Annotated in this window: 9 protein-coding genes and 1 pseudogene; 6 read left to right on the forward strand and 4 right to left on the reverse strand. The window is 72.6% G+C overall.

The window, feature by feature from the left end:
• Positions 1–146: 146 nt before the first annotated feature.
• Positions 147–2,144, reverse strand: a complete 1,998-nt coding sequence (acs, locus tag HYE82_RS13345) for an acetate--CoA ligase (protein WP_179174230.1) — start codon at positions 2,142–2,144, stop codon at positions 147–149.
• A 166-nt stretch (positions 2,145–2,310) separates the two neighbouring features.
• Positions 2,311–4,695: a SulP family inorganic anion transporter gene (locus HYE82_RS13350; protein WP_179174231.1), complete on the reverse strand. Its 2,385-nt coding sequence runs from the start codon at positions 4,693–4,695 to the stop codon at positions 2,311–2,313.
• A 313-nt stretch (positions 4,696–5,008) separates the two neighbouring features.
• Between HYE82_RS13350 and HYE82_RS13355 the strand changes: the two genes are divergently transcribed.
• A complete protein-coding gene (locus HYE82_RS13355; protein ID WP_179174232.1) occupies positions 5,009–6,301 on the forward strand; it encodes a hypothetical protein in 1,293 nt (430 codons plus the stop codon).
• On the opposite strand, the gene HYE82_RS13360 is transcribed toward HYE82_RS13355, so the two are convergent.
• Positions 6,255–7,286 (reverse strand): ATP-binding protein, encoded by a 1,032-nt coding sequence (locus HYE82_RS13360; protein ID WP_179174233.1) that lies wholly within the window; start codon positions 7,284–7,286, stop codon positions 6,255–6,257. The genes HYE82_RS13355 and HYE82_RS13360 overlap by 47 nt on opposite strands.
• 109 nt (positions 7,287–7,395) lie before the next feature.
• On the opposite strand from HYE82_RS13360, the gene HYE82_RS13365 reads away from it, so the two are divergent.
• Entirely contained in the window at positions 7,396–8,217 is an 822-nt protein-coding gene (locus tag HYE82_RS13365; protein ID WP_179174234.1) for an oxidoreductase, read from the forward strand.
• A 469-nt stretch (positions 8,218–8,686) separates the two neighbouring features.
• Here HYE82_RS13365 and HYE82_RS13370 read toward each other — a convergent pair whose 3' ends face one another.
• Entirely contained in the window at positions 8,687–9,565 is an 879-nt protein-coding gene (locus HYE82_RS13370) for an HAD family phosphatase (protein WP_256987167.1), read from the reverse strand.
• Positions 9,566–10,116: 551 nt separating this feature from the next.
• Here HYE82_RS13370 and ssd point away from each other — a divergent pair.
• From ssd to HYE82_RS13390, 4 genes and pseudogenes are all read left to right on the forward strand, one after another.
• Positions 10,117–11,304, forward strand: a complete 1,188-nt coding sequence (gene ssd / locus HYE82_RS13375) for a septum site-determining protein Ssd (RefSeq protein ID WP_309144301.1) — start codon at positions 10,117–10,119, stop codon at positions 11,302–11,304.
• Positions 11,301–12,449, forward strand: a complete 1,149-nt coding sequence (locus HYE82_RS13380; RefSeq protein ID WP_179174236.1) for a TadA family conjugal transfer-associated ATPase — start codon at positions 11,301–11,303, stop codon at positions 12,447–12,449. Before ssd ends, HYE82_RS13380 begins: the two co-directional genes overlap by 4 nt.
• A 38-nt stretch (positions 12,450–12,487) precedes the next feature.
• On the forward strand, positions 12,488–13,330 hold the full coding sequence (locus HYE82_RS13385; RefSeq protein WP_179174238.1) for a type II secretion system F family protein: 843 nt from the start codon (positions 12,488–12,490) through the stop codon (positions 13,328–13,330).
• Positions 13,330–13,564, forward strand: a pseudogene (locus HYE82_RS13390) (hypothetical protein); the annotation flags it as partial. The gene HYE82_RS13385 and the pseudogene HYE82_RS13390, both read left to right, overlap by 1 nt.

Genomic DNA, 13,564 nt, shown 5'->3' on the forward strand with positions numbered 1-13,564 from the left:
CTCACGGTACAGGAAGGCGCAGGAACGAACCGGATGATCATCACCTTAGGTGCGAAAGGGGCATCCGGCGCGCCATGCACGCGGATGCCCCTGCCCGGCTCGGATCCTCTGCCGGGCGGTCCCTCTCGGGGCGCGCCCGGCCCGGCTCAGTCCTCGCTGCCGGCTGTGGGCAGTTTGCTTTGGATGAGGTCCATGACGGAGGAGTCGGTGAGGGTGGTGACGTCGCCGAGTTCGCGGTTTTCGGCGACGTCGCGCAGGAGGCGGCGCATGATCTTGCCGGAGCGGGTCTTGGGGAGTTCCGCGACGGGGAGGATGCGCTTGGGTTTGGCGATGGGGCCGAGGGTGGTGCCGACGTGGTTGCGGAGGTCGGTGACGAGGGTGTCGTCCTCGTGTGCGGTGCCGCGCAGGATGACGAAGGCGACGATGGCCTGGCCGGTGGTCTCGTCGGTGGCGCCGACGACGGCTGCCTCGGCGACGGAGGGGTGTGAGACGAGTGCGGACTCGACCTCGGTGGTGGAGATGTTGTGGCCGGAGACGAGCATGACGTCGTCGACGCGGCCGAGGAGCCAGATGTCGCCGTCGTCGTCCTTCTTGGCGCCGTCGCCGGCGAAGTACTTGCCTTCGAAGCGGGACCAGTAGGTGTCGGTGTAGCGCTGGTCGTCGCCCCAGATGGTGCGCAGCATCGACGGCCAGGGTTCGGTGAGGACGAGGTAGCCGCCTGCGCCGTTGGGGACTTCTCGGCCTTCGTCGTCGACGACGGTGGCGCCGATGCCGGGCAGGGCGCGCTGGGCCGAGCCGGGCTTGGTCTCGGTGACGCCGGGCAGCGGGGAGATCATCATGGTGCCGGTCTCGGTCTGCCACCAGGTGTCCACGATCGGGCAGCGGTCCTTGCCGATGTGCTTGCGGTACCAGATCCAGGCTTCGGGGTTGATCGGCTCGCCGACCGAGCCGAGCAGGCGCAGGCTCGACAGGTCGAACTTCGCGGGGATGTCGTCGCCCCACTTCATGAACGTGCGGATTGCGGTCGGGGCGGTGTAGAGGATGGTGACGCCGTACTTCTGCACGATCTCCCAGAAGCGGCCCTGGTGCGGGGTGTCGGGGGTGCCCTCGTACATGACCTGGGTGGCGCCGTTGGCGAGCGGGCCGTAGACGATGTAGGAGTGGCCGGTGACCCAGCCGATGTCGGCGGTGCACCAGAAGACGTCGGTGGCGGGCTTGAGGTCGAAGACGGCGTGGTGGGTGTACGCCGCCTGGGTCAGGTAGCCGCCGGAGGTGTGCAGGATGCCCTTGGGCTTGCCCGTGGTTCCGGAGGTGTAGAGGATGAACAGCGGGTGTTCGGCCTCGAAGGCCTGCGGGGTGTGTTCGGTGGACTGCCGGGCGACCGTCTCGTCCCACCACAGGTCGCGGCCCTGGGTGAAGGCGGTCTGCTGGCCGGTGCGGCGTACCACGAGGACGTGTTCGACCTGCGGGCACTTGGCGACGGCCTCGTCGATGGCGGGTTTGAGCGCGGTCGGCTTGCCGCGGCGGTAGCCGCCGTCGGCGGTGATGACGAGTTTGGCGTCGGCGTCCTGGATGCGTGAGGCGACGGCGTCGGCGGAGAAGCCGCCGAAGACCACCGAGTGCGCGGCGCCGATCCGGGCGCAGGCGAGCATCGCGACGACGGCTTCGGGGATCATGGGCAGGTAGACCGCGACCCGGTCGCCGGCTCCGATGCCCAGTTCGGTCAGGGCGTTGGCGGCACGGCAGACCTCGTCCTTGAGTTCGGCGTAGGTGATCGCGCGGCTGTCGCCGGGCTCGCCCTCGAAATGGAGCGCGACGCGGTCGCCGTTGCCGGCTTCGACGTGCCGGTCCACGCAGTTGTAGGCGACGTTCAGCCTGCCGTCCGCGAACCACTTGGCGAAGGGCGGGTTGGTCCAGTCGAGGGTCTCGGTCGGCTCCACCGCCCAGGTCAGGCGGCGGGCCTGCTCGGCCCAGAAGCCCAGCCGGTCCGCCTCGGCCTGTGCGTACGCCGCTGTCGTCACGTTCGCGGCGGCGGCCAGATCGGCAGGCGGTGCGAACCGCCGCTCCTCCTTGAGCAGATTGGCCAGGCTCTCGTTGCTCACGACATCTCCCTTTCCCAGGGTGTCCGTTGTGTCCCCGGGCATAGCTCATCAGTCAGAGGCCCAGGTGACAAGGGTTAGCCCAGAATTGGTTTAGACCTATAGCACGCCGGGGGCACGCGCGCGAGTGGCCCCCTCCCGCTACGAGGAGCGGAAAGGGGCCGGCAGGCTGCACGGATACGGGAGGCTATCGGTTCGGGCGGCCGTGGATTCAGGCGTGTTGGCCGACAGTGTCAAATACCCGACAGTCGAAAAAGTCCTCTCCCTCCGACAGCAGGTAAGCCTGGGCCTCGCCCACGTGGAAGTACATCCCGTGCAGTTCCAGCGTGCCGTCGGCGAGCCGCCGGGCCACCGATTCGTGCGCCCTGAGGTGCTCCAACTGCTGCACCACATTGGTCAGGCACAGCTGTTCGACCGCATCCGCGGGGAGTCGGCCCGCGATCCTGGCCCAGGCGTGGTGGCGGCTGTCCATCCGCCGCAGGCTGGGCCGGCCGTGCTGCAGCCACCGGTTCAGCGGGGTGGCGGGGTCCCCCGGGGCCGAGTTGAGCAGTGCCTGCATGGCACCGCAGCCGGAGTGCCCGCACACCGTGATGCTGTCCACCCGCAGCACGTCCACCGCGTACTCGATGGCCGCCGCGACGGAGTCGTCCGAGGTCTCGGCGCCCGGCAGGGGGACCAGGTTGCCGACGTTGCGGACGGTGAACAGGTCGCCCGGACCGCTGGCCGTGATCATGCTGGTCACGAGGCGGGAGTCGGCGCAGGTCAGGAAGAGCTGCGAGGGCCGCTGCCCCTCGCGGGCCAGTCGGGCGAGCTCGTCGCGGACGTGCGGGGCGGTGTCGCGCTGGAACGCGGTGATGCCGCTGGCGAGTCGGCTTGCGCCACGGCTGCGGGGGGCCGGGGTCCGGTGGTCGCAGTGGTTCTTCCACGGGGTCCAGGGACGGCAGCAGTGGTGGCCGTCCCGCTGGGCGCCGTGCTCGCCGATCGCCCGGGTCGCGGCGCCCGACCGGCCGCCGTTTGCGCGGTCGCCGTCCGGGTCGTCGGCGTCCGGGTCGTCGGCGCCCAGGGCGGCGGCGGTGCCGTGGTCCCCCTCCGCCGGGCGACCCCTCACCTCCAGCGAACCGCCGTGCGCCCGATGGGACTCCTGCCAGTCCTGCAGCGTCTCGTACGCGGCGTGGTCCATGAACGAGCCGTCCAGCTCGATCACGACGTGCCCCCTGTGCGGGATCTGGTTCAGCATCCGGCTCAGCCGCGGCACCGCGAGGAAGGTCAACTGCCCGTGCACCCACATGTGGTGGACGCCGTTCAGCTCCTCCACCGTGATCCGGGTCCGGGTGAGCCGGTGCAGGGCCACGGCCACGGCGGCCGCGATCCCGACGGCGACACCCTCCAGAACGCCGCCGAGCACCACGGCCACGAGCGTGGCGGCGTACACCGGGAACTCCCGGTGCCGGGTGACGTTGCGCATGTGCGTGATGCTGACCATCTGCACCCCGACCGCCATCACGAGCGCGGCCAGCGCCGCCAGCGGGATCAGGACGAGGGCCGGGACCAGCAGTGCGGCCGCGAGCACCACCCACAGGCCGTGCAACACGGCCGACCTCCGGCTGGTCGCGCCGGACTTGACGTTGGCCACGCTGCGTACGGCCACTCCGGTGATCGGCAGTCCGCCGCAGGCTCCGGAGACGATGTTCGCCGCGCCCTGGCCCCGCAGCTCCCGGTCGAGGTGTGCGCGAGGCGGCCGGTCGGCCGTGCGCCGCTCGGAGGCGATCAGCTTGTCGGTGGCGACCGCGGAGAGCAGGGATTCCACACTGCCGACCAGGGTGATCGTCAGGACGGCGGCGATGAGTCCGAGGACCGGCCCTTCGGGCAGCTCGGGCAGGGCGTGGCTGCTCCAGGACGGCAGGTCCACCCGCGGCAGGCTGAGCCCGGCCAGTGTCGCGCAGGCGGTGGCCGTGGCCACGGCGGCGAGCGCGGCCGGCACCTTGCGCAGGGCCCGGCCCGGGCGCCCGGGGAGCCGCGGCCAGCCGAGCAGGACGGCCAGGGTCAGCACGCTGATGCCGAGCGCGGTCGGGTGGATGTCCACCAACTGGCCGGGCAGGCCCCGGACGTTGGCCACGGCGGAGCTCTGCGGGGTGCCGCCGAGGACGATGTGCAGCTGGGCCAGGGCGATGGTGACCCCGATGCCCGCGAGCATGCCGTGCACGATGGCAGGGCTCACCATCAGCGCGGACCGGGCGGTGCGCAGGGCGGCGAGTCCGAGCTGGCAGAAGCCGGCGAGCACGGTGATGGCGCAGGTGGTGCGCCATCCGTAGCGCTGGATCAGCTCGGCGGTGACGACGGTGAGTCCGGCGGCGGGACCGCTGACCTGGAGCGGTGCGCCGCCCAGGCATCCGGCCACGATGCCCCCGGCGGCCGCGGCCACGAGGCCGGCCTGGAGCGGGGCGCCGGTGGCCAGTGCGATGCCGAGGGAGAGCGGCAAGGCGATCAGGAACACGGTCAGGGAGGCGGAGAGGTCCGCCGCGAGGCCGGTTCGGGGCTTCTTGCCGGGTGTGTCGCCGAGCTCGTCGGAGGGGTGCTTGGGGAAGGTGGCTGTCACGGGTCCCGTCTCCTCTGTGAGGGATGAAGCGGCGGGAAGTGGCGGAAGGGGTGGAAGGGACGAGGGGTGGGGGGAACTGGAGGAGCTGCAGGGAAGCAGCGGAAAGCTGTCGAAAGTATCAACAGTCAGTAAATGAAAGGTAATGGACAGTAAAGCTCTGCGAAAGGCAATACGAGCGAATGGCCTAGAGAATCCCACCCATGGGTGAATAAGCATCTTGTACGGCTTGTCACATCTTCTCCGGGGCGGACCGCGTGGGACGTTGCGGCGCGGAAGCGAAGTCCCGCGGTGCAACTGGAGGAGAGGTGGACGGATGATCGCCGCCACGAAGAAGACCGCCGGCGGCCTGGTCGCCATGGCCCTGGTGCTGGGGGCCGCCGGCTGCAGCAGTTCGGAGTCCGCCCGCCCCCCGGCGAAGAAGGGCGCCGCCGCCCCGGAGGCTCCCGACAGCGTGAACCGGCCCATCGGCGACGGCTCGACCGCGTACACGGGCCCGCAGCCGAACGTGCGGAAGGCGCGGAGGCTGAAGCCCGGTGAGAAGCCGCCCCAGTTCGTGGTGTTCTCGTGGGACGGGGCCGCCGAGGACGGCCAGAGGCTGTTCTCGCACTTCCGCGGGGTCGGCAGGAAGTACAACGCCCGGATGACGTACTTCCTCAGCGGCGTGTACATGCTCCCGGAGGAGAAACGTTCCCTCTATACGGCCCCGCAGCATGGCGCCGGCCGCTCCGACATCGGCTTCGGCGACCTGCAGGGCATCAAGGACACCACCGTGCAGCTCCGCGCCGCATGGCTTGAGGGCAACGAGATCGGCACCCACTTCAACGGCCACTTCTGCGGCGCCGACGGCGGCGTCGGCACCTGGTCCGTCGAGGAGTGGAAGAGCGAGATCAGCCAGGCCAAGTCCTTCGTCAAGAACTGGAAGACCAACGCGGGCCTCAAGCAGATGGAGGCGCTCCCCTTCGACTACGACAGGGAGCTCATCGGCGCCCGCACCCCCTGCCTCGAAGGCCAGAAGAACTTCATGCTCGCGGCCAAGGAGATGGGCGGCTTCCGCTACGACTCCAGCGGCATCGGCAAGCAGATCTGGCCGAAGAAGACCGACGGCCTGTGGGACCTGCCATTGCAGCTGGTGCCCCTCCCCGGCCGCGCCTTCGAGACGCTGAGCATGGACTACAACTACATGGTCAACCAGTCCGGGACGACCACCCAGGGCGACCCCTCGCAGCACGCCTACTGGGGCAACCAGATGCGCGACGGCCTGATCCAGGCCTTCGAGCGGGCCTACGCCGGCAACCGGGCGCCCCTGATCATCGGCAACCACTTCGAGTCCTGGAACGGCGGCACCTACATGCGCGCCGTCGAGGAGACCATCAAGACCGTCTGCACCCGCCCGGACGTCCGCTGCGTGCCCTTCCGCGAGCTCGCCGACTGGCTGGACGCACAGGACCCGAAGGTCCTGGAGCAGCTGCGCACCCTGGACGTCGGCGAAGCGCCGAAGGAGGGCTGGACGAAGTTCCTGACGGCGGGGCCGCCGGCCAAGCCGGCCGCCCCCGCCGGGGTCAAGCCGGCTGCGGAGCCGGCCGGAGGGGCCGAGGTCGAGGACTGAGCGCTTCCGCCGCGCCGCCGGCCTCCTCCCGCAGGACGAATCCGGGGTCGACCTGGGCCGCCAGGTCGACCCCGGTCTTCGCGTTGCCCCAGCTCTCCGCGTTCCGCAGGTGGAAGTGCACCATCTGTGCCGTGTACCGCTCCCAGTCGCGCACGGCGTACGAGCCGTCGGCCGCCTCCCGCAGGACCTGCAGGGCCTGCCGGTTGCCGGCCTCCAGCCGCCCGAACGCGGGTGGCCGGCCCTTCTCCATCGCCCGCACCCAGTCCGACTGCCCGACCGTGACCAGCAGGTCCTCGCCCACCTCGTCCCGCAGGAACGCGACGTCGTCCTCGCCCTGCACCTTGTTGCCGACCACCTTGAGTGCGATCCCGAAGTCCCGGGCGTACTCCTTGTACTGGCGGTAGACGGAGACGCCCTTGCGCGTCGGCTCGGCGACGAGGAACGTCACGTCGAAGCGGGTGAACATGCCCGAGGCGAAGGAGTCCGAGCCGGCGGTCATGTCGACGACGACGTACTCGGCCGGGCCGTCGACCAGGTGGTTGAGGCAGAGCTCCACCGCCCCGACCTTGGAGTGGTAGCAGGCCACGCCCAGGTCCGACTCGGTGAACGGCCCCGTCGCCATCAGCCGTACGGGCCTGCCGTCGAGCGCCACCGGGCGCGCGCAGGCCTCGTACACCGGGTTGTCCTCGGTCACCCGCAGCAGGCGCGAGCCGGTGCCCGGCGGCGTCGTCTTGATCATCGAATCGGCCGACGCGATCCGCGGGTTGGAGCCCCGCAGGTACTCCTTGATCAGCGGCAGGTGCGCGCCGAGGGCCGGCAGCGCGGCCGCCTGCTCCTCGTCGAGGCCGAGCGCGGCGCCCAGGTGCTGGTTGATGTCGGCGTCCACCGCCACGACCGGAAGCCCGGCCGCGGCGAGGTGGCGGATGAACAGGGAGGACAGCGTCGTCTTGCCGCTGCCGCCCTTTCCCACGAAAGCGATCCTCATGTTCACGAAGCGTAGCCTCACGATCGCTTTGGGTTGCGCAGCCGAGTGAAGAAGACCACTCCAAGGAGGGGTCGGTGCTATGGGCGCCGAGTGCGTAGGCTCCCTACCTATGAGTAGCGCTGCCGACCCGCTGGCCGCCCTGGGTTCGCTCCAGGGCGTCGCCGAGACCGTGGACTCCGTACGCAAGGCCGTGGACCGGGTCTACGGGCACCGGATCATGCGCCGCCGCAGTGCGGAGCTCACCTCGGAAGCCGCCCTGCGGGGGGCCCGCGGGAGCGCGGCACTGTCCGGGGCGGACTGGGCGCTGGAGGAGGTGCGCCGCCGGACCGACTTCGGCGCGGACCCCGAGGCGCGGACCGTCGGGGCCGCCCTACGGCTCACGGCCGAGGCCGGGCAGCTGCTGAGCATTTGGCGGCAGTCGCCGCTGCGCGTCCTCGCCCGCCTGCACCTGGTCGCCTCCGGATCGACGGCAGACGGCGACGTCGTGGGCCGCCCCCGCCTGGCAGGCGAGCCGGTCGACGAACCCCTGATCGAGCAGCCGCTGCCCTCCGCCGACGAGGTCGCGGGCCGGCTGGACGGCCTGTCGCGGTTGGTGATCGCCGGCTCCGCCGCCCCCGCGCTGGTGCTGTCGGCGGTGGTGCACGGGGAGCTGCTCGCGCTGCGCCCGTTCGCCTCGCACAACGGGCTGGTCGCACGGACGGCCGAGCGGATCGTGCTGATCAACAGCGGTCTCGATCCGAAGGCGGTCTGCCCGGCCGAGGTCGGCCACGCGGAGCTGGGGCGGGAGGCGTACCTGAATGCCTTCGCCGGCTATGTGTCCGGGACCGGGGAGGGCATGGCGCAGTGGATCGCGCACTGCGGGCGGGCCGTGGAGCTGGGCGCCCGTGAGACGACGGCGGTCTGCGAGGCCCTGCAGCGCGGAGCGGCGTAGGGGCCGCGGCGCAGGACCCCGTACACAGGGTTGCGGCGACACCGTCCTGCTGTGGTGTCGCCGCTGGCATTCACGCCGAGTTACCAAGCGTCCTCGATATGTGCCCATCAGGTCGGGGTCTTTGCCCGGTTACCTGGTGCGGCTGGCCCGTAATCGACGGGTCGACGTCGCGTGGGTGCTCGGCGTTCCTGCGTGCGGTCCGTGGGCCTCTACTGCGTTCTAAAGATGATCCTCTCGGATGTTCTTCGGTCTCGCGGGCCGTGACTCCTTTGTACTCCGCTTCGGTGACAAGCGGAACCCCCGGCTGCTTTTTTTACTTTCCGGGGTGATCGTGGGCGAACCGGACACGGCGGTGTCCGTGCAGGTCACGCCGCTGGGCAGGAATGGCGGAGCGCCGACTGCGTCCGCGCGATACGGGCCTGCCGCGCGCCGCCGGAACGGGGCGCACGGACCGCAGTCGGCGGTGGGCTCAGGCGGAGGCGGCTGTGGCTGCGGCGGCGGCCGCGGTGGCGGCGCCCGCGGTGGCGGCGGCCAGCGCGCCGGAGCGGCGCCGGTTCGCGTACCAGACGAGCCCCGCGGTGGCCGCGGCCGCCCCCACCGCCGCCGCGGCGACCAGCGCCGGGCGGGCGGGCATGGACAGCCCGGGGAGCCGCTGCTTCAGCCGCACCGGCCGGTTGAAGACCAGCACCGGCCACTCGCGCGCCACCGCCTCGCGCCGCAGCCCACGGTCGGGGTTGACGGCGTGGGGATGGCCGACCGCCTCCAGCATGGGGATGTCGGTCACCGAGTCGCTGTACGCGTAGCACCGGGACAGGTCGTAGCCCTCGGACTCCGCGAGCTCCCGGACGGCCTCGGCCTTGGTGGGGCCGTACGCGTAGTACTCGATCTCGCCGGTGAAGCAGCCGTCCTCACCGATGACCATGCGCGTGGCGACGACCCGGTCCGCGCCGAGCATCTCTCCGATCGGCTCCACCACTTCCGCGCCCGACGTCGAGACGATCACTACGTCGCGGCCGGCAGTGTGGTGGGCCTCGATGAGGGAGGCGGCCTCGTCGTAGATCAGCGGGTCGATGAGGTCGTGCAGCGTTTCGGCGACGATCTCGCGCACCTGCTGCACGTTCCACCCCTTGCAGAGCCCGGACAGGTACTCCCGCATCCGCTCCATCTGGTCGTGATCGGCGCCGCCGACCAGGTAGATGAACTGCGTGTACGCGGTGCGCAGTACGGCGCGGCGGTTGATCAGACCGCCGTGGTAGAAGGACTTGCTGAACGTCAGAGTGCTTGACTTCGCAATGACCGTCTTGTCCAGGTCGAAGAAGGCTGCGGTACGGGGCGACGAGTGCGGCAAGGGCTGGATTTCCACGCCCCGAGCATATGCGCCCACCATTCGGCGTAAGGTGTGGCGCGTGGGTTTGCCTGAGAGGGCTCTCGGGTACACCATGGAAGTCACGGATCGTTCGCGACCGTGCTAACCCGGTCTGGCTCCTCCCCCCCCGAGTCGGACCGTGGGGACGACCCCCGCTCTCCCCCCCGGCGGGGGTCGTCGCATGTCCGGACGCGGTTCGCGTCCTCGCCTCCGGTGCCCAAGTGCCCATCCTCTCGGCCCCCTTCCTCGGCGGGCCTGCGTTCTGGAGGCCCTCACCCCTTCAGACTCGTCACGGTGCGTAGTGGTTCCGCCGCGCTCTGGAACTCACCTGTCGGAGTGACGGAGTTATTCACAAGGCTCCCGATGTCCACGGTTTTCGAGCAAGATCCACTTCTTTTTCCGGATCGCTGCACGGTGATTCCGGCCGCGAAGTCCGCGGCGCCGGCATTTGCCGTGAGAAGGGGGCGGAGATCGTGACTGGATCGAAGTCGTGTGAACTGGGCGAGCGCGTCGGGGCAGGCGGAACCAGGCCAGTGGCTCCGGAGGGTGGGCCGGCGCCCGCGGGCGGCCGTCCACTGATCATCACCGAGGACCCGCTGCTCCTCGACGACCTGCTGAGGCTGTGCGCGGCAGCCGGCGCCGAGCCCCACGTGCACCATGCGGTGCCCGGGCCGAGCGGAGGCGGTGACAGCGGCGGCGGGAGCGCCGCGGGGCCGCCGGGGAGCGTCGGCGGGCTGTCCGACGGCACCGGCGGTCCGGCCGGAAGCGTCGGATGGGAGACCGCTCCACTCGTCCTCGTCGGGGACGACGCCGCCCGCCGGGTGCTCGGTGCGCCGCGCCGGCCCGGGGTGCTGCTCGTCGGCAGGGACCTGGACGAACCCCTCGTGTGGCAGCGCGCGGTGGAGATCGGAGCCGAGGAGGTGCTGCGGCTCCCCGACGCCGAGACCCTGCTCGTCGACCGCATCGCGGATGTGGTGGAAGGGGCCGGGAAGAGCGCCCTGGCCGTCGGCGTCATCGGCGGCAGCGGCGGCGCCGGGGCCTCCACCCTCGCGTGCGCCCTGGCCGTCAGGGCCGCCCGGGCCGGCGAGCGGACCGTCCTCATCGACGGCGACCCGCTCGGCGGCGGCATGGACGTCCTGCTCGGAGGCGAGAGCGCCGAAGGGTTGCGCTGGCCGGACCTCGCCGGTTCCCGCGGCCGGGTCGCCGCGGGGGCGCTGGAGGAGTCCCTGCCCGAACTGCACGCGCTGCGCGTGCTGAGCTGGGACCGCGGGGACCGGGTGGTGGTACCGCCCGCGGCGGTGCGCTCGGTGGTGGCCGCCGCGCGCCGCCGGGGAGGGGTCGTGGTCGTGGACCTCCCCCGCCGGGTCGACGAGGCCGTCGCCGAGGCACTGGCCCAGCTCGACCTGGTGCTGATGGTGGTACCGGGCGAGTTGCGGGCGGTGGCCGCAGCCGGCCGGGTCGCGGCCGGGGTGCGGATGGCGGCCCGCGACGTGCGCGTCGTCGTACGGGGTCGGCCGTCGGGCGGGCTCGAAGCAGAAGCGGTCGCCGGGCTGCTGGGGGTACCGCTGGCCGGGGAAGTGCCGGTCGAGGTGGGGCTCCCGGGGCGGGTAGCCGAGGGGGAACCGCCGGGCGCGCACGGGCGGGGCGCGCTGGCCCGGTTCTGCGACGGCTTCTGGAGGCGGGTCCTCGGCCCGGCCGCCGACCGGGGGGTGACGGCATGAGCACGGTGCTCCTGGACGCGGTGCGCCGGCGGCTCGCCGAGACCGGGGCGGAGCCGACCCCGGCACGGGTGGCGGCGGCCCTGCGCGCCCAGGGCCGTCTGCTGGGCGACGCGGAGGTGCTGGGAGCCGCCGCCGAGCTGCGGTCCGAACTGGTCGGCGCCGGCCCGCTGGAGGCGCTGCTCGCCGATGCCGAGGTCACCGACGTACTGGTGGCGGCCCCGGACCGGGTGTGGGTGGACCGGGGCGGCGGGCTGGAGCTGACCGGGGTGACCTTCGCCGACGCCGATGCCGTGCGCAGGCTCGCCCAGCGGCTGGCCGCAGTCGCGGGGCGCCGCCTGGACGACGCCCGCCCCTGGGTGGATGCCAGGATGCCGGACGGCACCCGGCTCCACGCGGTGCTGCCGCCGGTGGCGGTCGGCTCGGCCTGCCTGTCGCTGCGCGTGGTGCGGCCCAGGGCGTTCACGCTGGACGAGCTGGTCGCGGCGGGGACGCTGCCGCCCGGCGGTCAGCGGCTGCTGCGGGACATGGTGGAGGCCCGGCTGTCGTTCCTCGTCTCCGGCGGGACCGGCACCGGCAAGACCACCCTGCTCAGCGCCCTGCTGGGGCTGGTCGGACCCGGTGAGCGGATCGTCGTCGCCGAGGATTCCGCCGAGTTGCGCCCCGACCACCCGCATGTGGTGCGGCTGGAGACCCGGCCCGCCAACCAGGAGGGCGCGGGTCTGGTCACCCTCGCGGACCTGGTCCGGCAGGCGCTGCGCATGCGCCCGGACCGGCTGGTCGTCGGCGAGGTGCGGGGAAGCGAAGTGGCGGACCTCCTGGCCGCTTTGAACACGGGTCACGAAGGCGGCTGCGGGACTGTCCACGCGAATGCCGCATCGCACGTCCCGGCCCGGCTGGAGGCGCTCGGAACCGCCGCCGGCCTCGACCGGGCCGCACTGCACAGCCAGTTGGCGGCCGCGCTGACCCTGGTGATCCACCTGGTCCGCGACCGGGCCGGGCGACGCCGGGTGGCCGAGGTGCACGTGCTGGAGCGGGACGCCGCCGGGCTGGTGGTCACCGTACCGGCACTGCGCTGGTCGGCCCGCGGGTTCGTACGGGAGCCCGGCTGGGAGCGGCTGGGGCCGCTGCTGGGAGGTGCGCGGTGAGCGGCGGGGCGGCGGTACCGGTGCCCGTGTTCGCCGGGATGCTGTGCGCCGGGACGGCCGCCTGGGTGCTGGCCGGGGGCGACCGGGTGTCCCGGCGGGCCCGGGTGGTGCTCGCGGGAGCCGGTCCCGCGGTGCCGGGCGGGCCGGTGCGCTGGGAGCGGCTCCTGGCCGCGGCCAGGGTGCGGGCCGTTCGCTGGCGGGAGTGGGCGTGCCTCGCGGCGGGGTTCGCGGTCGCGGTACTCGGCGGCTCGCTGATCCCGCTGGTGGCGGGTGCCGCGGCGGCGCCCCTGGTGCGGCGCTGGCTCGCCGCCCGGCAGCGGGAGCGGGACCGGTCCGCGCGGGCCGCCGGGGTGATCGCGCTGTGCGGGGCTGCGGTGGGAGAGCTGCGGGCCGGTGCCCAGCCCGGACAGGCCCTGACGGCGGCGATGCGCCGGACGGCTGCGGGCCCGGGTGGCCCGGGCCCGGCGGAGACGGCGGTCCTGGCCGCCGCCGCGTTCGGCGGCGACGTTCCCGCCGCCCTGCGCCAGGCGGCGCGGGAGCCCGGAGCGGAAGGGCTGGCCGGGATGGCCGCCTGCTGGGGGATCTCGGTGGACGGCGGTGCCGGCCTGGCCGCCGGCATCGACCGGCTGGAAGGGGCGCTGCGGGCCGAGCGGGACCGCCGGGAGGCCCTGCGCGCCCAGCTGGCCGGGGCCCGGTCGACAGCGGCTGTGCTGGCTCTGCTGCCGCTGGTCGGGCTGCTGATCGGCACCGGGCTCGGGGCGGACCCGCTGCGCGTGCTGCTGCACACCCCGGTCGGCTGGGGCTGCCTGCTGGCGGGCGGGGTGCTGGAAGCGCTGGGGCTGCTGTGGTGCCGGCGGATCGTGCGGGCGGGGGAGCGGTGATGGGCGGTCTCACGGTCCACCGGCTGGGGGCAGCGCTGTGCCTGGCGGTGGCGGTGCTCGGCACTGCGTCCGCGGTCGCCGCGCAGGTAAGGGCACGGGCGGCCTCCCGCAGGATCACCGCGCTCCTGCCGGCGGGGGCCCGGCGGCGTCGGCCGGCCGTCCTCGGGGCGCGGATACGGGGCTTCGCGGCGCAGTGGTGGGGCCCGGCGGGGGTGCTGCTGGCGGTGTGGGTTC

The sequence above is a fragment of the Streptomyces sp. BR123 genome, assembly GCF_013401435.1.
GTDB lineage: Bacteria > Actinomycetota > Actinomycetes > Streptomycetales > Streptomycetaceae > Streptomyces.